Source organism: Streptacidiphilus sp. MAP5-3, assembly GCF_041262505.1.
Classification (GTDB): Bacteria; Actinomycetota; Actinomycetes; order Streptomycetales; family Streptomycetaceae; genus Streptacidiphilus.
Genome location: NZ_JBGCCL010000001.1, coordinates 106267 through 126834, shown reverse-complemented (window position 1 = coordinate 126834; position 20568 = coordinate 106267). Strand labels below are relative to the sequence as shown.

Genomic DNA, 20568 nt, shown 5'->3' with positions numbered 1-20568 from the left:
GGTGGCGCAACGTCGGAGCGTGCGGGCGTGGTACTGATGAACCCATGGGTACGCATGTGATCACCGGAGCGGGTTCCGGCATCGGCGCGGCGGTGGCCGCCAAGCTCAGCGAGCGCGGCGAGGAGCTGTGGCTGTTCGCCCGCGACGCGCGCCGCGCGGCGGAGCTGCGCGAGCAGTTCCCCGGCGCGCGCACGCTGGTCGGTGACCTCGGCCAGCCGGAGCGGCTCAGCTGGGCGCTGGGCCACCAGGAGCAGCCGCAGCGGATCGATTCGCTGCTGCACATCGCCGGCGTCGTCGAGCTGGGCCGGGTCGGGGACATGGGCGTCAAGGTCTGGCAGGAGACCCTGGCGGTCAACCTGCTCGCCCCCGCCGAACTGACCCGGCTGCTGCTGCCGACCGTCCGGATGGCGCGCGGCCATGTCGTCTTCGTCAACTCCGGTGCGGGCCTGCGGGCCAACAGCGAGTGGGGTGTCTACGCGGCGTCGAAGTTCGGCCTGAAGGCGCTGGCCGACTCGCTGCGGGACGAGGAGCACGGCAACGGCGTCCGGGTCACCACGGTCTACCCCGGCCGCACGGCCACGCCGATGCAGGCCAAGGTGCACGCCCAGGAGGGCCGCGACTACGAGTCGGACGCGTGGATCGCGCCGGAGTCCGTGGCCACGGCCGTGCTCACCGCGATCGACCTGCCGCGTGACGCGGAGATCACCGACCTGTCCGTACGGCCGGGCCGTTGAGCGGCGAGCTGAGGCGCAGCGCAGCGGAGCCGAAGCGAAGCGCGAGAGGACGACGGTGAGCGGCGAGCTGAGGCGTAGCGCAGTGGAGTCGAAGCGAAGCGCGAAAGGACAAGGATGAGTGCAGTGCTGCCTTTCCCCACCCTGGCAGGTCCCGGCGCGACCGGCATCGGCTCCATGCCCGGTACGGACGCCCGCGAGGCGGCCAAGACCGTCACCGGCTCGCTGGAGGCGCTGCCGCACCTGCCGGAGCTGCCCGCGCGCGGACCGGGCGCCGACATGATCGGCCGCAGTCTCGGCCTGCTGGTCGAGCTCTTCGCCAGGGTCGAGCCGTCCGGCTGGCGTTTCGGCGACCACCCCGGCCGGGACACCCGTCGGGCCCACTCCTGGCTCGGCGAGGACCTGGACGCGCTGGAGGAGTTCACCCAGGAGCGCACCGGCCCGGTCAAGGTCCAGGCCGTCGGTCCGTTCACGCTGGCCGCGTCGGTGGAACTGCAGCGCGGCGAGAAGGCGTTGGCCGATCCCGGCGCGGTCCGCGACATAGCCGCCTCGCTGACCGAGGGCCTGCGGCTGCACCTCGCCGAGGTCCGCCGCCGGATCCCGGGCGCGGAGGTGCTGCTCCAGCTGGACGAGCCGTCGCTGCCCGCGGTCCTGGCCGGGACGGTGAAGACGGCCAGCGGCTGGCAGCGGCTGCGCGCGGTCGACCGCGGCGTCGCGCAGGAGGTCCTGGGCGACGTGATCGGTTCCCTCGACGCCCCGGTCGCGGTCCACAGCTGCGCGCCCGGAGTCCCGATCGACCTGCTGCGGCGCGCGGGCGCCTCGGCGGTGTCGCTGGACGCATCCTTGCTGACGGAGCGTGACGATGATGCGATCGGTGAGGGAGTGGAAGGAGGGACGGTCTTTCTGCTCGGTGTCGTGCCGTCCGCCGACCGAAAATTGTCAGACCCGGCCGGTAGTGTCAGCGGTGTGAGGACGTTGTGGCGGCGGCTGGGCCTCGACCCGGCGCTGCTGTGGCGTTCCGTCGTGGTCACCCCGACCTGCGGCCTGGCCGGGGCGTCCCCGGCGTATGCGCGCACCGCGCTGTCACACAGCGTCATCGCGGCGCAGAGTCTGGCCGACAATCCCGAGTAGTACCGAGCCGTCATCCGAGCAGTCAACAAGGGGGTAGTTCCAGTGGCGTTGGAGGATGCTCGCGTCCGCCATGCGGAGCTCGCGCAGGAGATCGAGGACCACCGGTTCGCCTACTACGTGAAGAGCGCGCCGACCGTCAGCGACGCCGAGTTCGACCGGCTCATGCACGAGCTGGAGGCGATCGAGGAGCGTCACCCGGAGCTGCGCACGCCCGACTCCCCGACGCAGAAGGTCGGCGGGTCCTACTCCAACGAGTTCGCCGAGGTCGAGCACCTGGAGCGGCTGCTCAGCCTGGACAACGCCTTCACGGACGAGGAGCTCGACGCCTGGGCGGACCGGGTCGAGCGGGAGCTGGCCGGCCAGGAGTTCCACTACCTGTGCGAGCTGAAGATCGACGGCCTGGCGGTCAACCTCACCTACGAGAACGGCCGTCTGGTCCGCGCCGCCACGCGTGGCGACGGGCGCACGGGCGAGGACATCACCCCCAACGTCCGCACCATCGCGGAGATCCCGCACGAGCTGCGCGGCGACCAGGGCCACCCGGCGCCCGAGCTGGTCGAGATCCGCGGTGAGGTGTACTTCCCGACCGAGGCCTTCGAGGAGCTCAACGCCTCCCGGGTCGCGGCGGGGGAGGCCCCCTACGCCAACCCGCGCAACTCCGCGTCCGGTTCGCTGCGCCAGAAGGACCCGGCGGTCACCGCGCAGCGCCCGCTGCACATGATCGTCCACGGCATCGGCGCCCGGCGCGGCTTCGACATCGACTGCCAGTCCCACGCCTACGAGCTGCTCCACGCCTGGGGCCTGCCCACGGCCAAGCACAACGCTGTGGTGTCCACGCTGGCCGAGGTCAAGGAGTTCATCGCCCGCTACGGCGAAGAGCGCCACAGCGTCGAGCACGAGATCGACGGCGTGGTGGTCAAGGTCGACGAGATCGCGCTGCAGGGCCGCCTCGGCTCCACCTCGCGCGCGCCGCGCTGGGCCATCGCGTGGAAGTACCCGCCGGAGGAGGTCAACACCAAGCTGCTCGACATCCGGGTCAACGTCGGCCGCACCGGGCGCTGCACGCCGTACGCCGTGATGGAGCCGGTCCATGTCGCCGGTTCGGTGGTCGAGTACGCCACCCTGCACAACCAGGACGTGGTCAAGGCCAAGGGCGTGCTGATCGGCGACACCGTCGTGCTGCGCAAGGCGGGCGAGATCATCCCCGAGGTGCTCGGCCCGGTGGTCGAGCTGCGCGACGGCACCGAACGTGAGTTCGTCATGCCCAGCGTCTGCCCCGAGTGCGGCAGTGAGCTGCGGCCCATGTCCGAGGGCGACATCGACCTGCGCTGCCCCAACGCCCGCTCCTGCCCGGCGCAGCTGCGCGAGCGCATCTTCTATCTCGCCGGGCGCAAGGCCCTGGATGTCGAGGCGCTGGGTTACGTCGCGGCCACCGCGCTGACCCAGCCGCTGGAGCCCGTCGAGTCGCCCATCCTCAACGAGGGCGACCTCTTCGACCTCACCATCGAGAAGCTGCTCCCGATCAAGGTCGTCGTCCGGGACCAGGACACCGGCCTGCCCAAGCGCGACGAGAAGACGGGCGAGGAGAAGATCGTCAGCTTCTTCGCCAACCTCAAGGGCGAGCCGAAGAAGACGGCCACGGCCCTCCTGGAGAACCTTGACGCGGCCAAGCAGCGTCCGCTGGCCCGGATCCTCACGGGCCTCTCCATCCGCCACGTCGGCCCCGTCGCCGCGCAGGCGCTGGCGCGCGAGTTCCGCGATCTGGACCGGATCGCGAGCGCGGGCGAGGAGGAGCTGGCCGCAGTCGAGGGCGTCGGCCCGATCATCGCCAAGGCCGTCGTCGCCTGGTTCGCCGAGGACTGGCACCGCGAGATCATCGAGAAGTGGCGTGCGGCGGGCGTCCGCTTCGTCGACGAGGCGACGGAGGAGGAGTCCGGCCCGCGCCCGCTGGAGGGGCTCACCGTCGTCGTCACCGGCACGCTCGCCGACCACACCCGCGACGGCGCGAAGGACGCCCTTCAGACGCGCGGGGCGAAGGTGACGGGCTCGGTCTCGAAGAAGACCGACTTCGTGGTCGTCGGGGACAACCCCGGCTCCAAGTACGACAAGGCGGTCCAGCTGAAGCTGGCGGTCCTGGACGACGCCGGCTTCGCCGTCCTCCTCTCCGACGGCCCGGAGGCGGCCCGCGCGGTGGCCCTGCCTCTCGAGGAGTAGGAGCCGAGGGGAACGGCCGGCGTCCGTCCGTCGTTCCCCTTTGTTGTCGGCTGAACGCCCGTCAGGACCGGATCGTCCCGGGTCGGCTTCATGGTGATTTCGCATCAAGTGACGTGAAGCGAACTGGAGAACGGTCATTCACGGTTATTGACGGGCAAACAGGTCATTCCAGCCATGGATAGGACACCGGTCGGTCACAGGGCGTCCGATTGTCGCTCACATGTGGGAGGCGCGGCTTAGGCTGGTTCCGACCCGGTCGATTTGGACCAGTCGGTCCCCTCGGGGCGAGCGGGGAAGCAAGAGGAACACCCATGGAGCGCACGTCCAGGCCTGACCGCGCCGGGCTTGCAGCCCGGGTCGCGATCTTCCTCGGCGTGGCCGTCGCCGGGGCGGCGCCGCTGGTGCCGCTGGCTCAGGTAGTAGGGCGGCATGCGCCGTTGCTGTTGCCGCTCTTCGCCGTGCCGGTGGCCGTGCTCTTCGCGGCGTGGTGGTTCGGGCGGCAGCGGCTGCGCGAAGGGGTGACCGACCGGCTGACCGGGCTGCCGAACCGGTCCGGTCTGCGGCTGGCAGCCGCGCGGGCGGGTGCCGCGCACGACCGGTACGCGCTGCTGCTGCTCGACCTGGACCGCTTCCGCTCGCTCAACGACACGCTCGGGCATCTGGCCGGAGACCGGCTGCTGGTCCAGGTGGCCCGGAGGCTGCGGACGTTGGCCGCCGAGCACGGTGCGCTGGTGGCGCGCATGGGCGGGGACGAGTTCGCCGTGCTGGTGCTGGACCCGCCACGCGAGTCCGCCGAACTGCTGCGGCTGGCACGGGGGTTCACTGCGGGCGTGGCCGTGCCGATCCATGTGGACGGGCTGCAGCTGGTGTTGGAGTCGAGCAGCGGCATCGCCGTCCTGCCCGACCACGCCCCGGACGCTGAATCGTTGCTGCGCCGCGCCGACATCGCCATGGCGCATGCCCAGCGCAGCCGGGCCGGGGTGGCCGTCTACCAGTCGGGCCAGGAGGAGGACACCCCGCTTCGGCTCGGCCTCCTCGGCGACCTGCGGCGCGCGCTCGACCTGGGTGAGGTGCAGATCCACTACCAGCCCAAGGTGGCCTTCGACGGCAGCGTCGTCGGCCTGGAGGCGCTGGTCCGCTGGTCGCGCGCCGGGCGCGGACCGGTGAGCCCCGAGGAGTTCGTCGGCCTGGCCGAGTCCAGTGGCCTGATGCCGCAGCTGACCGACTACGTGCTGGAGGCCGCCGTCTCGCAGTTGGCGAGCTGGCGGGAGGAGGGCATCGGGGTCAAGGTCGCGGTCAACGTCTCGCCCAGGGACGTGCTGCGTCCCGGGTTCGCGATGGGCGTGGCCGACCGGCTGGCCCGGCACGGGGTTCCGGCGGACGCGCTGCAACTGGAGATCACCGAGCGTCTGCTGCTGGAGGACGGCCAGCGGGCCGCCGAGACGCTGGAGGAGCTGCGCCAGCACGGCGTCGGCATGTCGCTCGACGACTTCGGCACCGGCTATTCCTCGCTGGTCCGGCTGCGCAGGCTGCCGGTGGGTGAGCTCAAGATCGACCGGTCCTTCGTCAGCCGCATGGTCGCCGACGACCACGACGCGGCCGTGGTCCGCTGTTCGGTGCAGTTGGCGCACTCGCTCGGGCTGACCGTGGTCGCCGAGGGCGTCGAGGACGACGAGACCTGGGAGCAGCTCCAGGGCATGGGCTGCGACGCGGTCCAGGGCTGGCTGGTCTCCGCCGCCCTCCCCGCCGACCAGGCCACCGCCTGGCTGCGGACGCATGTGACGACTGCGCACGCCTGACGATTCGTGCGCACTCCTGAGCGCTCCTGAGCATGCGCACATCTGACCAGCGGCAACAATTCTTTGACGAATCTTCAACGATTGAGATCGCCTTTCGTGACCAGCGCTTTTGTCGTGTCTGGCCGAAAAGCATCGGCTGAAAATCGTGTGATGTGGATCACTTATGAGTTGACCGTGTACATGCTAGATTGCAGCGCGTTCGAGGAATTCCTCGGGCGTGGCATTCGCGATTTTGTGTATCCGGGAGGTTCTCATGGTTGAGGTCATGGAGCAGTCGCACGAATACATGCCGCCGGCGCTGGTCGAGGTCGGAGAGTTCAACGAGGACACCCTCGGTGGGCTGGGAACCGTGCCGGACTGGTTCTTCAACATGAACTGGTAGTCACGGCTGCCCTCCGCTCACCGCGCGGAATCGTGGCGCAGGCCGGATCACATTTCCGCCCGCCGGTCTGCGCCACTCCCGCCGGTCTGTGCAACTCCCCGTGCTGCGCAACTTCCCGAACGTCCCTGCATCTTCCCGAACTTCCCTGCGACTTGAACGGTGGTGGCGGCAAGCGATGGGTCCCGGCTTCGTGGTCCTGCCCGACCTCCCCGGCGCGGAGGAGATCGCCGAACGCGCGGCGGCCGCGGCGACGGTCGCGCAGGTCGTCCCGCACGCCTCGGGTCGCCCCTGGTTGGTGGGGAGTTGGGCGCCCGGAGCGGTGACGCTCGCCACGGCCGGTCCGGCGCGCCTCGCGGTGATCGGCCGCTGCCCGTTGCCCGTACGGGAGCTGGAAGCGCTGGCGGGCTGCATCCAGGGCCCCTCCGACGCTGGACGCACCCTCGCGCCGCTACGCGGAGCCTGCCACCTCGCCCTGTCCCTCCCCGGACGGGTGCGCGTCCAGGGCAGCGCCTCCGGACTCCGACGCGTCTTCCGCGTCCAGGTTGCGGGTGTCACCGTCGCCGCCGACCGCGCCGACCTGTTGGCCGCGCTGACCGCGGCGCCTCCGGACGAGCAGGTCCTCGCCCTGCGCGTCGCCTGCGGCCTGCAACTGCCGTACCCCGCCAATGCCATGACCATGTGGTCGGGAATCACCGCCGTGGCCCCGGAAAACGCCGTCGAGTGGGACGGCGAGAGGGTCAGGGAATTCACGTGGTGGAAAGCACCCGAGCCCGTCCTCGGTCTTTCCGAAGGTGCGGAGGTCGTCCGCGAGGCGCTTCTCGCCGCCACCGCCGGAATACGACCGGAAAGCGGCAGGTTGAGCGCCGACCTCTCGGGCGGAATGGATTCCACCTCGCTCTGCTTTCTCGCCGCCCGCGAGGTTCCCGACCTGCTGACCTTCCGCTGGGGCGAGGCGGAGTCGGGAAACGACGACGCGCAGTTCGCGGAATTCGCGCGGAAGGAACTCGCCCGCGCGGACCATCTCGTGGTCCCGCAGGACGAGTTGCCGGACATGTTCGCCGCGCCCGGAGCGCCCGTGCCGGGTGACCTGCCCAGCCCGTTGACCCGCGCCACCGCCCGGATCCGGCACAGCGCCGAGCTGTTGGCCCGCCACGGCTCCGTCCGGCACCTGGCCGGGCACGGTGGCGACGAGCTCTTCTGTCCGATGCCCGGCTACCTCCACGGCCTGCTGCGCCGGCGTCCGCTCACCGCACTGCGACACGTCCGCGCGCACAGTGCGCTGCGCCGCTGGCCGCTCCGTCCCACCCTGGCCGGGCTGGCCCGACCGGGCTCCGTCACCGGCTGGTGGACCGAGCAGGCCGAGCAGTTGACGGACCCCCGACCGCCCCGGCGTCTCCCGCCGCTCGGCCGGGGCCTCGGCCCTATGCGTGCGCCGTCCTGGGTCACTGCCGACGCGGCGGACCTCGCACGCAGCGCGCTGCGCGGCGTGGCCGAGCAGGCCGCGCCGCTGGCCGACGACATCGGCGTGCACCAGACGCTGCTGGTCGTCCGCTCCAACACGGTCACCTACCGCCTCCTCGGCGGCCTCTACGCCGAACACGGCATCGAGCTGGAGTCGCCGTACCTCGACGACCGGGTGCTCGACGCCGTGCTGCGCGTCCGCCCGTACGCGCACGCGGGGCCCTGGCGGTTCAAGCCGCTGCTGACCGAGGCGGTCGCCGGGCTCGTCCCGGACCGGGTCCGCAACCGAAGCACCAAGGGCGAGTTCGGCGAGGACGTCCGCCGCGGCCTGCGTCGCAACCTGCCCGCGGTGCTGGAGCTGCTGGGGCCCGACTCGGAGCTCGCCTCCCGGGGCCTGATCGACCCCGTCGAGCTGCGCACCCGCCTGACGGGCCCTCAGGCGGACAACGCCGCGGTCCAGGCGCTGGAGAACCTTCTCGGCTGCGAGAGCTGGCTGCGTGTGGCCGATCGTCCGCCCCTTTCCGCTGTAGCCCAGGAGGCCTGACCGGTGCGACTCCACCCCGACGTCTCGATGACCGACACCGAGGACGGCACGGTCCTGCTGCACGGCCGTACCGGCCGCTACTGGCAGCTCAACACCACCGGCCGCGACGTCCTCCAAGGCCTCCTCGCCGGCCGGACCCCGACCGAGCTGGCCGCCACGCTGGCGGCGGCACACGGGATCGGCGTCGAGCGCGCGAAGACCGACGTCAAGGCGGTGCTGTCGCAGCTGGCCTCGGCGGAGCTGATGCTGCCGTGAGCGTGCAGATGTCCCTCGACCACCGTGCGGCCCTCCCGCTGTGGCGGCGTCCGGCGCCGCTGCTCGCCGTGGGCGTCGCGCGTCTGCTGGCGCGGGTCAAGCCCGCGACACTGCGGAAGGTGCTGGAGTTCGCCCGTCGCGGCGCGGATGCCGCGACGGCGCGGCAGGCAGCGGTCGCGCGGGAGCAGGTCGTGGCCGTGAGCGCGCGGTGTGCGGGCAATAACTGCCTCCAGCGGTCGATCGCGGCGGCGTTGCTGTGCCGCGCGCGCGGCACCTGGCCGACCTGGTGCACGGGGGTGCGTACGCACCCGTTCGCGGCACACGCCTGGATCCAGGTGGACGGCGAGCCGATCGGCGAACCGCACCCGGCAGGGTTCTTCCACCCGCTGCTCGCGGTCCCGCCTCAGTCTGTTTAGGCGGTGCGGACGTTGCACCCACCTCAGAGCCCCGCGCCCCTGAGGTGGATGGTTCCCGCCACCCGAATAGTGCGCGCAGCGCTTCGCGGACCTCCGTAGGATGGGGACACCTCCGTGTCAATAGACTCGGCCAGGTCCGTTTCCTTCACCCACCAGAGGATCGCTGCATGCCTGGCATTACGCGCGAGGAGGTCGCCCACCTCGCCCGGCTGTCGCGGCTGGAGCTCAAGAGCGAAGAGCTTGACCACTTCGCCGAGCAGCTGAACGACATCGTGGACGCGGTCGCCCGCGTCAGCGAGATCGCCGCCGAAGACGTCCCGCCGACCTCGCACCCGCTGCCGCTGACCAACGTCATGCGCGCCGACGAGGTGCGCCCCTCGCTCAGCCCCGACGAGGTGCTGGCCTGCGCTCCGGCCGCGGAGGAGCAGCGCTTCCGTGTCCCGCAGATCCTCGGGGAGGACTGAGAAACCGTGGCCGACCTGATCCACTACACCGCCGCCGAGACCGCCGAGGCGATCGCCTCCGGCACGGTCTCCGCCGTCGAGGTCGCGCAGGCGCACCTGGACCGCATCAACGCCGTGGACGAGAAGGTGCACGCCTTCCTCCACGTGGACACGGACGGCGCGCTCGACGCCGCCCGCGCCGTGGACGCCAAGCGCGCCGCAGGCGAGGAGCTCGGCCCGCTGGCCGGTGTCCCGCTCGCGCTGAAGGACGTCTTCACCACCAAGGGCGTGCCGACCACCGCCGGGTCCAAGATCCTCGAGGGCTGGATCCCGCCGTACGACGCGACCCTGACCCGCCGCCTCAAGGAGGCGGGCGTGGTGATCCTCGGCAAGACCAACATGGACGAGTTCGCCATGGGGTCCTCCACCGAGAACTCCGCCTACGGCCCGACCGGCAACCCGTGGGACCTCTCCAGGATCCCGGGCGGCTCCGGTGGTGGCTCCGCCGCCGCGCTCGCCGCGTACGAAGCGCCGCTGGCCATCGGCACCGACACCGGTGGCTCGATCCGTCAGCCGGGCGCCGTCACCGGCACCGTGGGCGTCAAGCCGACCTACGGCAGCGTCTCCCGCTACGGTCTGATCGCCTTCTCGTCCTCGCTCGACCAGGGCGGTCCCTGCGCCCGTACGGTCCTGGACGCGGCGCTGCTGCACGAGGCCATCGCCGGGCACGACCCGATGGACTCGACCTCGATCAACGCCCCCGTCCCGCAGGTCGTGGCCGCGGCCCGCCAGGCGGACGTCAAGGGCATGCGCGTCGGCGTGGTCACGGAGTTCGGCGGCGAGGGCTACCAGGCCGGTGTGATGCAGCGCTTCCACGAGTCGGTGGAGCTGCTCCGCTCGCTGGGCGCCGAGATCGTCGAGATCTCCTGCCCGTCCTTCACCTACGCGCTCCCGGCGTACTACCTGATCGCCCCGTCCGAGGCCTCCTCCAACCTGGCCCGCTTCGACGCGATGCGCTACGGCCTGCGCGTCGGCGACGACGGCAACCGCTCGGCGGAGGAGGTCACCGCGCTGACCCGCGAGGCCGGCTTCGGCCCGGAGGTCAAGCGCCGCATCATGCTCGGCACCTACGCGCTGAGCTCGGGCTACTACGACGCCTACTACGGCTCGGCTCAGAAGGTCCGGACGCTGATCACCCGCGACTTCGACCGCGCCTTCGCGGACGTCGACGTGCTGATCTCGCCGACCACGCCGACCACCGCCTTCCCGATCGGCGAGCGCGCCGACGACCCGATGGCGATGTACTTGGCGGACCTCTGCACCATTCCGTCGAACCTGGCGGGCAATGCGGCCATGTCGGTCCCCGTGGGGCTGGCTCCGGAGGACAATCTCCCGGTCGGCCTGCAGATCATCGCCCCCGCGCTGGCCGACGACCGGCTGTACCGCGTGGGTGCGGCGGTCGAGGCGGCACTCAACGAGAAGTGGGGACACCCCCTGCTGGAGGAGGCACCGGCACTATGAGCAAGCTCGAAACGGCCAAGGGCTTCAAGCACACCAAGCCGGGCCTGATGGTGGGCATCGGCGGCAGCGCCTTCGGCGCCTTCGGCATCGTCAAGGACCTGAAGAAGGCCCGCGCCGAGGCCGACACCCTCAAGCTGATCAACGCCGCCGTCGGCGCCCTCGCCCTGGTCACCAGCACTCTGCTGCTCGTCCGCGAGCTGCGCCGGCTGGGCCAGGACGACATCCTCGCCGACTGACTCAGACCGCAAGCCACACCCTGAAAGGACGCCTTTGTGAGCGTCATTGACCTGGTCCCGTACGAGGAGGCCCTGGCCTCGTACGACCCGGTGATGGGCCTTGAGGTCCATGTCGAGCTGGGTACCAAGACCAAGATGTTCTGCGGTTGTTCGACCGCGCTGGGCGCGGAGCCGAACACCCAGGTCTGCCCGACCTGCCTGGGGTTGCCGGGCTCACTGCCGGTCGTGAACGCGATCGGCGTGGAGTCCGCGATCCGCATCGGTCTCGCGCTGAACTGCGAGATCGCCGAGTGGTGCCGCTTCGCCCGGAAGAACTACTTCTATCCGGACATGCCGAAGAACTTCCAGACCTCCCAGTACGACGAGCCGATCGCCTTCAACGGCTACCTGGACGTCCAGCTGGAGGACGGCGAGGTCTTCCGGGTGCAGATCGAGCGCGCCCACATGGAGGAGGACACCGGCAAGTCCACCCACGTCGGTGGTGCCACGGGCCGTATCCACGGCGCCGAGTACTCGCTGCTGGACTACAACCGGGCCGGCATCCCGCTGATCGAGATCGTCACCAAGCCGATCGAGGGCGCGGGCGACCGCGCGCCCGAGGTGGCCCGTGCCTACGTGGCGGAGCTGCGTGAGCTGATCCGTGCCCTCGGTGTGTCCGAGGCCCGCATGGAGATGGGTCAGATGCGCTGTGACGTCAACCTGTCGTTGATGCCCAAGGGTGCGACGAAGTTCGGCACCCGCAGCGAGACCAAGAACGTCAACTCGCTGCGCAGCGTCGAGCGGGCCGCCCGGTTCGAGGTCCAGCGGCACGCCGCGGTCCTCAACGCGGGTGGCACGATCGTCCAGGAGACGCGCCACTTCCACGAGGAGGACGGCTCCACCACCTCGGGCCGGATCAAGGAGGAGGCGGAGGACTACCGCTACTTCCCCGAGCCGGACCTGGTCCCGGTCGCGCCCGCGCGCGAGTGGGTCGAGGAGCTGCGCGCCTCGCTGCCGGAGCTGCCGCGCGTCCGCCGCCAGCGGCTGCAGCAGGAGTGGGGCATCTCGGCCACCGAGATGCAGTCCGCGCTCAACGCCGGTGCCATCGAGCTGATCCTGGCCACCATCGACGCCGGCGCCCCGGCCGACCAGGCCCGCAAGTGGTGGCTGGGCGAGCTGGCCCGCCGCTCCAACGAGGACGGCGTCGAGCTGGCCGCGCTGCCGATCACCCCGGCCCAGGTGGCCCGGGTCTCGGCGCTGGTGGCCGAGGGCAAGCTGAACGACAAGCTGGCCCGCCAGGTCATCGAGGGCGTGCTGGCCGGCGAGGGCGAGCCGGACGCGGTCGTGGAGAAGCGCGGCCTGGCCGTCGTCTCCGACGACTCCGCGCTCGGCGCGGCCGTCGACGCGGCGCTGGCGTCGCAGCCGGACGTGGCCGACAAGATCCGCTCGGGCAAGTTCGCCGCGGCGGGCGCGCTGGTCGGCGCGGTCATGAAGGCCACCCGTGGCCAGGCCGACGCGGCCCGCGTCAAGGAGCTGATCTTCGAGAAGCTCGGCGTACAGCCTGAATAGCAAAGACAGGCCGAGTCGGACCGGTGCCTAAGGACTTCTCCGTCTAAGGCCCCGGTGTCTTAGGCCGAACGGACCGCCGTTCTGAGTACTCATCGGGTACTCGGGGCGGCGGTCCGTCGTTTCTAAGGCTCCCGGGTGGATCAGGATCGGGCATGCGCCCCATGTGGGGGACCCCACTGGGAGAGGAGATTGGACATCGTCAAGGGGGCGTCCCCCGAGAAACCACCCACAGGGGAGAACGACGATGTTCGAGTTCCAGATGATCCAGGCCCGCCAGGACGAGCTGATCGCTGCCGCCGACCAGCACCGGCTGGTCCGTGAGGCCGCCCGCGCCAACCGCAGCAACAAGGACCGGGGGGCGGGTGAGTCGCGCCGGAGCCGTCGGAGCAGCGGCTCGGTACGCGACGTCCTCCACTCCGTGGCCCGCTAAATAACAGCTGATCAGCCCGGAGATGTGCCATGCTGCCGAGCGTGGAGCGGATATCTGTCAGTCCCGTGTTCATCGGACGCGGATCGGAGATGGCCGCCCTCACCCAGGCGCTGCAGCGAGCTGACGGGGGACAGCCGCAGGTTCTGCTGATCGGGGGAGAGGCGGGGGTCGGCAAGACCAGGCTGCTGGAGGAGTTCCAGCACGCCGCCGAGGCTCGGGGGGCTTCGGTGGTGGTCGGGGGATGCCTGGAGATCGGCGCGGAGGGCCTGCCCTTCGCGCCGTTCGCCACCGTCCTGCGGCGGTTGCACCGCGGCGAGCTCGGGCCCGGGCTCGAACTCGCCGCGGTCGGCCGGGAGAGCAGCCTGGCCCGGCTGCTGCCCGACATGCTGCCGGACCTGGGCGAGGCGCCGCCCGAGGCCCATGACGAGTACGCCCGGGCCCGGCTCTTCGACCACACCGCGCAGCTCTTCGAGCAGCTCACCGCCGAGCGCACGCTCGTCCTCGCGGTCGAGGACCTGCACTGGTCCGACCGCTCGACCCGGGAGCTCTTCGCCTTCCTGGTCCGCACCCTGCACCGGGCGCGGCTGGTGCTGCTCGGCACCTACCGCACCGACGACCTGCACCGGCGTCACCCGGTCCGGCCCTACCTGGCCGAGCTGGAGCGGCTCCGCACCGTCCAGCGGCTCGAACTGCCGCGCCTGGCCCAGCGCGAGGTGGCCCGTCAGCTGGCCGGGATCCTCAGCCCGGCCCGGCCCACCGCCGAGCTGGTGCAGAAGATCTTCCGCCGCTCCGAGGGAAACCCGTTCTTCGTCGAGGAGTTGGCCGTCTCCCATCAGCAGGGCTGCAGCACCGGACTCACCGACTCGCTGCGTGACCTGTTGCTGGTCCGGATGGAGGCGCTGCCCGAGGAGACCCAGTCGATGCTGCGCGTGCTCGCGGCCGGGGGTTCCCGCGTCGAGCACGGCCTGCTGGCCGCCGTCCTCGAGTCCGCCGGAGTGCTCGACGAGGACGAGCTGATAGACGCGCTGCGCACCGCCGTCGGCGCCAACATCATCCAGCCCACCTCCGACGGCGACGGTTACCGCTTCCGGCACGCCCTGGTCCGGGAGGCGGTCGGCGACGACCTGATGCCGGGGGAGAGCACCCGGATCAACCGCCGCTACGCCACCGCCCTGGAGGCCGACCCGGCCCTGGTCTCCGCCGACCAGCGCTCGGCCCGGCTCGCGGGCTACTGGTACTGCGCCCACGACGCCGCCCGCGCCGTCCCGGCCGTGCTCAACGCCGGACGCGAGGCCCGCCGCCGCAACGCCTTCGCCGAGCAACTGCGGATGCTGGACCGCGCGTTGGAGCTGTGGGACGACGTGCCCGACGAGGTCCGCGCCACGCTGCGCGACTACGACCGCGCGGACGAGAGCTACCCGGCCTGCCGCGGCGTCCACGGTTCCGCCGGTGGCGGCGAAGGTGACTGCGGCGGGGAGTGCGGTTCTGACTGCGGCGCGATCCAGCTGGTCGACCTGCTGGCCGAGGCCACGGTCGCGGCGCGGCTCAGCGGTGAGACCGACCGCGGTCTGCGCTACACCAAGCGCGCGCTGCGCCTGCTCGACGAGCAGCGCACCCCGGAGCGCGCCGCCTGGTTCCGGCTGGCCCGCGCGCGGGCGCTGCGCCACGACGTCGGCTCGCGTTCGGAAGAGGACCTGCAGAGAGCGCTCGAGTTGCTCGAAGGGCGCAAACCGAGCGCGGTCCTGGCCGAGCTGCTGCACCGTCAGGCTGTCGACGGGATGCTGGGCGACCCGCGCCGCGAGCACCTCGACGCCGCCCGCCGTTCGGCCGAGATCGCCGAACAGGTCGGCGCGACGTCACTGCGGCTGCACGCCCGGCTGACCCTGGGCATGCTGCACTGCGCCTTCGGCGAGCTGGAGACCGGTGCGGCGCTGCTCGCCGAGATCCAGGAGCAGGCGGACGCGTCCGGCGACATGGACCTGCGCTCCCGCGTCTACACCAACCTCTCCAGCCACCACGAGATCCAGGGCCGCTCGCGTCGCGCGGCCGAGGTGGCCCGCACCGGGCTCGCCGTGATCCGCGCCAACGGCATGGCCGGCTACACGGGCACGATCATCCTGGGCAACCTGGCCGAGCCGCTGATCTCGCTCGGCGAGCTGGACGAGGCCGCCCAGTTGCTGGCCGAGGAGCCCAACTGGTCCGGGCAGCGCGCCCATCGGGACTTCATGGAGCGGCTGCGCGGCGAGATCGCCTACCTGCGCGGCGACCTGGCGTCCGCGACCGAGCATCTCGCCGAGGCCCGCCGTCCCGGAACGATCTGGCAGCCGCAGAAGTACCTGCCGGTCACGCTGCTGGCGATGCGGCTCGCCGCCGCGCAGGGCCGCTATGCGGACGCGCGGGCGGAACTGCTGACGCTGCTGGAGGCCGGACGCGTCGAGGGTCACGACCGCGCCTGGTGGGCCCTGTTGGCGACCGCCGCCGCGGTCGAGGCGGACGCCCGCCACCTGCCGACGATGGCCGCGGGCCGGGCGGAGATCCTCGCCCGGATCCGGGAGGTCGCCGCGGGTCTGGCCCGGGGCCTGCCGCTGTTCGAGGGCTGGTCGGCGGTCCTCACGGCGGAGTTGGCCCGTGCGGAGGGCACGGCCCGCGTGGCGGACTGGCGGCGTGCGGCCGAGGCGTTGTCCCAGCTGGAGTGCCCGTTCCCGCGCGACCTGGCCCTGCTGCGCCTCGCGGAGGCGCACGCGGCGGACGGCGAGAAGGCGGCGGCAAGCGCGGTCGCCCGCGAGTCCGCGGCGCTGGCGCGCCGCCACGGCGACCAGCTGATGCAGCGCGAGCTGCGCAGCCTCGCGGAGCGGGCGCGGCTCAGCCTCTCGGAGGGTGACGCCGCCGCGCCGGACGACGGAGCGGACGAGACGTTCCAGGACGCGTTCCACCTGACTCCGCGCGAGCGTGACGTCCTGAAGCTGCTCGCCCTGGGACGGACGAACCGTCAGATCGCGGAGGAGCTGTTCATCTCACCGAAGACGGCGAGTGTGCACGTCTCGAACATTCTCGCCAAGCTGGAGGTCACGGGCCGAGGAGAGGCCGCGGCGGTCGCACACCGGCTTCGCCTGGTTTCGGCGGGATGAGTGCGGTTCTCTGAGCAGACTCATTTGCAAGGCGAGGTAGTTGCACCCTCAGGGGCGCGGGGCTCTGGACAGTGCAACGTCCCCGCCGGTCCGGAAGCGCTCCGCCGTCCCGCGTTAGGGTCACTGCATGAGCGCCCGCTACCTGCTTCCGTACGCCCCCGATGATCTCGGTCCGCTCCCGGACCGCCTCGCAGCGGACGTGCTGGTCTGGGACGGGGACAGCCCCGCGCCCGCCCCCGCGGAGCTGGAAGGCATCGAGTTCTTCTGCCTCCCGTACATGCGCCACCCCGTCGCCCTCCGGCTGTTCCCGAACCTCCCCGCGCTGCGGGTCGTCCAGACGCTCACCGCCGGGATGGACGACGTGCTGCCGCACGTGCCCGCCGGGGTCACCGCGTGCAACGCACGCGGGCTGCACGACGCGAGCACCGCCGAGCTCGCGGTGACGCTGATCCTCGCCTCGCTGCGCGGGATCCCGCGCTTCTCCCGGCTCCAGGCCGAAGGCCAGTGGCGGCAGGAGTTCCACCAGTCGCTCGCCGACAAGACCGTGCTGATCCTCGGGCACGGTTCCATCGGCCACGCCCTCGCCGCGCGCCTCGCGCCGTTCGAGTGCGAGGTCGTTCCCGTCGCCCGGACCGCCCGTCCGGACGAGGGCGTCCACTCCGTCTCCGAGTTGCCGACGCTCCTGCCGACCGCCGACGTCGTGGTGCTGCTGACGCCGCTCACGCCCGAGACGCGACACCTCGTCGACGCCTCGTTCCTGGCCCGGATGAAGGACGGCGCGTTGCTCGTCAACGTCGCGCGCGGTCCCGTCGTGGACACCGACGCACTGCTCAAGGAGCTGACCGCCAAGCGGCTGCGTGCCGCGCTGGACGTGACCGATCCCGAGCCGCTGCCCGCCGACCATCCGCTGTGGCACGCGCCGGGAACACTGATCACCCCTCATGTCGGCGGTCCCAGCTCGGCGTTCCTGCCGCGGGCGAAGCGCCTGCTCCGGGCGCAGGTGCTGCGCTACGAGGGCGGGGAGACCATGGCCAACGTCATTCCTATGGTCTGAACCACCTGAACGATCCCCTCGCGCAACCGTGCGCCCCCGGCGTGCGCCCACGACTTCTCCTTCTTTTGCGCACGCAGCGCCCGATTTCGTCCGAATCGGGTACAGCTACCCTGACACTCGCCATTACTCTGAGTTGAGTGTGCATGTCTCTGAGTGACGACTGTGGTGTAGGTTCCCGACCGGGAGATCCGGTAGGGAGTTGTCCGCCCCGCTGGTCCGAACGCACCCGGGGCCGGAGGGGGATTGCCCATGCTGAGCACTGACACGTTGCCGCCCGGCTCCTGGGCCGAGGAGCGCTGGACGACCGCCGGACGCTCCGGGTTCCCGGGGCCGCCGGGAGGGGAGGGCACGGCGACGGCCGCGCTCTCCCCGTTCGCCTACGGAGACCCCGCGCACCTGGAGTTCGACGACGTCCTGGCCGATCCCGCCACGGCGCACCCGCACGTCCAGGAGCCGCTGCGACTGTCCCAGGCCGCGGCGCGGCTGCCGCGGATACTCATCATGGTGGTCTGCCTGCTGTATCTGGCGGGTGCAGCCTACGGCTGGGGGTCCCAGGGCCTGGCCGACTTCATGGGCGACTTCGGCCTGGCCGGGGCCGCACTGGCCGCGTCGGTCTCCTGCTTCGCGTACGGGTCGGCCTCCGGCGGGCGGAGTCGGCCCGCCTGGTTCTGCTTCGGCCTCAGTTCGCTGATGGTCAGCCTCGGAAACGGCATCTGGGGGTGGTACGAGTGCGTCCTCGGGCAGACGCTGCCGTCGCCCTCGATCGCCGACGTCGTGTTCCTCTTCTTCGCCCCGCCGGCCATCGTCGGTCTGGTGAAGCTGTCCAACCGGCCCCGCAACGCCGCCGGTTGGCTCTGCCTCGCGCTGGACGGGTGGCTGATCGCCGGTTCGCTGCTGACCCTCAGCTGGAGCCTGGCACTCGGCCGCACCGCCGCGGGCGACCAGAGCAGTCCGCTGCGGCTGGCGATGGGCCTGGCCTATCCGCTGCTGGACATCCTGCTCATCAGCATGGTCCTCGGGCTGCGGTTCCGCCGTCCGGACAGCAACCGCGCGGCGGTGCACACGGCCATAGTGGCCCTCGCGCTGACCGTCCTCTGCGATGCCGTCTTCACCAGCCAGTCCTTCAAGGACGCCTACCACTCCGGCGAACTGCTCGACGCCGGCTGGTTCTGCGGCTCGATGCTGCTCGCCTGGGCGCCGTGGGCCAGCAGCAGCCGGTCGGCCCGGCAGATCGCCGGGGTCCCGCGCCGCCCCCGGGTGGCGTCCACCTTCAGCGCGCTCACCCCGTATGCGGCGACCGGCGTCTGCACCGTCGGCCTGCTCTACAACGCGCTCGACCGGCACCACCTGGACCGGTTCGTGCTCATCGTCAGCTGCACCGTGGTGATCGCGCTGATCCTGCGGCAGGGCGTCATGCTGCTCGACAACCTGTCCCTGGCGCAGAAGTTGAGCCACCAGGAGAACCACTTCCGCTCCCTGGTGCAGGGCTCCAGCGACGTCATCATGATCGCCGACCCGGACGGCGTGCTCCGCTACGTCAGCCCGGCCGCCACCGGCGTCTACGGGCGGCCCGCCGAGGAGTTGGTGGGCACCCGACTGCCGGAGATGGTCCATCCCGACGACCTCGGCCACGTGCTCTGGGAGGTGCAGCGCTACCTGGCCAAGTCCCCAGCCGAGCCCACCGCCCGGATCGAGTGCCGGGTGCGCTCGGGCGCGGGCGACTGGCTCGACGTCGAGTCGACCGTCAACCGCTACCGTGACGGGCTGATCTTCAACTGCCGCGACGTCTCCGAACGCGTCCGGCTCCAGGCGCAGTTGGAGCACAACGCGTTCCATGACGCGCTCACCGACCTGCCCAACCGCGCGCTGTTCCTGCAGCGCAGCCGCAGCGCGCTGGCGGGAACGCAGGAGCAGCGCCCCGAGGTGGCGGTGCTCTTCGTCGATCTGGACGGCTTCAAGGCGGTCAACGACACGGCCGGACACCAGGTCGGCGACGAGCTGCTGATCCAGGCCGCGCGCCGACTCGAGGAGTCGGTCCGCTCCGGCGACACGGTGGCCCGGCTCGGCGGTGACGAGTTCGCGGTGCTGCTGGTCGGCGAGGTCGACCGGGACCAGGCCTTCGCCGTCGCCGAACGGCTGCGCGTCGCCGTCTCCGCGCCGTACCAGGTCGGCAACGAGGAGCACGCGGTCGCCGCCAGCATCGGCATCGCCTTCGCCGACGCTGAGGCCACCCCGGAGGGCGCGGCCGACCTGCTGCGCAGCGCGGACCTGGCCATGTACCAGGCCAAGCGCCGTGGCAAGGACCGCGTCAGCGAGTACTCGCCGGAGCTCCGCACCGAGCTGCGCCGCCGCACCGAGCTGGACCAGCGGCTGCGGGTCGCGGTCCGCGAGGGCGAGTTCACCCTGCTCCACCAGCCCGTCGTCGACCTGGCCAGCGGCGCGGTCACCGGCCTCGCCGCGCAGGCGCGCTGGCGTTCGACGCAGGGGCTGGTGCTCACGCCCGCCGAGTTCCTGCACGCCTCCGGAGGGGGTGAGCGCGCGTCGCGGTTCGCCCACTGGACGGTCGACCACGCGCTGCGGCAGGCCGCGGAGCGCGAGGTCGACCTGCCGGTCTCGGTACGGCTGCCCACGCGTGTGGTCGCCGCGCCGGGGCTCTGCGAGGCCGTCGAGACGGCGCTGCACCGGACCGGCCTGCCGCCCGCCCGGCTGCTCGTCGAGCTGGCCGACGGCGGCGGGGGAGTGGCGGACGGGCGGTCGCACGGGTTCGACGACCTGGTGCAGCGGCTGGCCCAGCTCAAGCGCCTCGGCGTGGGTGTGGTGCTGGACGGGTTCGGTGGCGGCACCACGCCGCTCAGCGGGCTGCGCAGGCTGCCCGTGGACGCGCTCAAGCTGGAACGCGGCGTGGTCGACGGGCTGCTCGACTCGTCGTTCCAGCGCACCCTCGCCGCGTCCGTGCTGCGGGTCGGCCGGGAGCTCGGTCTGGACACGGTGGCCGAGGGCGTGGACACCTCCGCCCAGGCGCAGTTGCTCCGCGAGCTGGGCTGCGCACGCGGCCAGGGCCGGTGGTTCGCCGAGCCGCTGGACGAGTCCGACCTGGCGAAACTGCTCGCCGCTGAGCCGTTCGGGGGTGTTCCGGGCGCACGGGTGTCCGACGGAGGTTTCGCATGATGAGACACGATCCCGATCGGCTTGACACCCCACGGGCCGTCGGAGGAAGGTCGTCAGCATGCGCACCCGAATTCTCGTACTTGGCGGGCGCGTCGGCTGATTCGGGA

The 20568-nt window shown here is 71.6% G+C and carries 15 protein-coding genes and 1 pseudogene; all 16 read left to right on the top strand.

Annotated features, from left to right (window positions below; all coding sequences use genetic code 11):
- Positions 1 to 44: 44 nt before the first annotated feature.
- The 16 genes and pseudogenes from ABH928_RS00595 (at position 45) to ABH928_RS00520 (ending at position 20461) form a co-directional block, all read left to right on the top strand.
- Entirely contained in the window at positions 45 to 734 is a 690-nt protein-coding gene (locus ABH928_RS00595; protein ID WP_370060791.1) for an SDR family oxidoreductase, read from the top strand.
- 114 nt (positions 735 to 848) lie between these two features.
- Positions 849 to 1862: a methionine synthase gene (locus tag ABH928_RS00590; protein WP_370060790.1), complete on the top strand. Its 1014-nt coding sequence runs from the start codon at positions 849 to 851 to the stop codon at positions 1860 to 1862.
- A gap of 42 nt (positions 1863 to 1904) precedes the next feature.
- A complete protein-coding gene (gene ligA / locus ABH928_RS00585) occupies positions 1905 to 4076 on the top strand; it encodes an NAD-dependent DNA ligase LigA (RefSeq protein ID WP_370060789.1) in 2172 nt (723 codons plus the stop codon).
- A 329-nt stretch (positions 4077 to 4405) separates the two neighbouring features.
- Positions 4406 to 5875, top strand: a pseudogene (locus ABH928_RS00580) (putative bifunctional diguanylate cyclase/phosphodiesterase); the annotation flags it as partial.
- A 253-nt stretch (positions 5876 to 6128) separates the two neighbouring features.
- Positions 6129 to 6257: a lasso RiPP family leader peptide-containing protein gene (locus ABH928_RS00575; protein ID WP_370060788.1), complete on the top strand. Its 129-nt coding sequence runs from the start codon at positions 6129 to 6131 to the stop codon at positions 6255 to 6257.
- A gap of 175 nt (positions 6258 to 6432) precedes the next feature.
- On the top strand, positions 6433 to 8262 hold the full coding sequence (locus ABH928_RS00570; RefSeq protein ID WP_370060787.1) for a lasso peptide isopeptide bond-forming cyclase: 1830 nt from the start codon (positions 6433 to 6435) through the stop codon (positions 8260 to 8262).
- A 3-nt stretch (positions 8263 to 8265) separates the two neighbouring features.
- Positions 8266 to 8517 carry a lasso peptide biosynthesis PqqD family chaperone gene (locus ABH928_RS00565; protein WP_370060786.1) on the top strand — a complete coding sequence of 84 codons (252 nt, stop codon included), beginning with the start codon at positions 8266 to 8268 and terminating at the stop codon, positions 8515 to 8517.
- 8 nt (positions 8518 to 8525) lie between these two features.
- Positions 8526 to 8933, top strand: a complete 408-nt coding sequence (locus ABH928_RS00560) for a lasso peptide biosynthesis B2 protein (protein ID WP_370061835.1) — start codon at positions 8526 to 8528, stop codon at positions 8931 to 8933.
- A gap of 167 nt (positions 8934 to 9100) precedes the next feature.
- On the top strand, positions 9101 to 9397 hold the full coding sequence (gatC, locus tag ABH928_RS00555) for an Asp-tRNA(Asn)/Glu-tRNA(Gln) amidotransferase subunit GatC (protein WP_370060785.1): 297 nt from the start codon (positions 9101 to 9103) through the stop codon (positions 9395 to 9397).
- Between the two features lie 6 nt (positions 9398 to 9403).
- Positions 9404 to 10897 carry an Asp-tRNA(Asn)/Glu-tRNA(Gln) amidotransferase subunit GatA gene (gatA, locus tag ABH928_RS00550; protein WP_370060784.1) on the top strand — a complete coding sequence of 498 codons (1494 nt, stop codon included), beginning with the start codon at positions 9404 to 9406 and terminating at the stop codon, positions 10895 to 10897.
- Entirely contained in the window at positions 10894 to 11133 is a 240-nt protein-coding gene (locus ABH928_RS00545) for a hypothetical protein (protein ID WP_370060783.1), read from the top strand. Before gatA ends, ABH928_RS00545 begins: the two co-directional genes overlap by 4 nt.
- A 36-nt stretch (positions 11134 to 11169) precedes the next feature.
- Complete coding sequence (gene gatB, locus ABH928_RS00540) at positions 11170 to 12681, top strand: Asp-tRNA(Asn)/Glu-tRNA(Gln) amidotransferase subunit GatB (RefSeq protein WP_370060782.1); 1512 nt, start codon at positions 11170 to 11172, stop codon at positions 12679 to 12681.
- A gap of 244 nt (positions 12682 to 12925) precedes the next feature.
- Positions 12926 to 13111, top strand: a complete 186-nt coding sequence (locus ABH928_RS00535) for a hypothetical protein (protein ID WP_370060781.1) — start codon at positions 12926 to 12928, stop codon at positions 13109 to 13111.
- Positions 13112 to 13140: 29 nt separating this feature from the next.
- The gene (locus ABH928_RS00530; protein WP_370060780.1) at positions 13141 to 16239 is read left to right on the top strand and encodes an AAA family ATPase; all 3099 of its coding nucleotides are present in this window, start codon (positions 13141 to 13143) and stop codon (positions 16237 to 16239) included.
- A gap of 127 nt (positions 16240 to 16366) precedes the next feature.
- Entirely contained in the window at positions 16367 to 17293 is a 927-nt protein-coding gene (locus tag ABH928_RS00525) for a 2-hydroxyacid dehydrogenase (RefSeq protein WP_370060779.1), read from the top strand.
- Between the two features lie 249 nt (positions 17294 to 17542).
- The gene (locus tag ABH928_RS00520; RefSeq protein ID WP_370060778.1) at positions 17543 to 20461 is read left to right on the top strand and encodes a putative bifunctional diguanylate cyclase/phosphodiesterase; all 2919 of its coding nucleotides are present in this window, start codon (positions 17543 to 17545) and stop codon (positions 20459 to 20461) included.
- Positions 20462 to 20568: the final 107 nt, after the last annotated feature.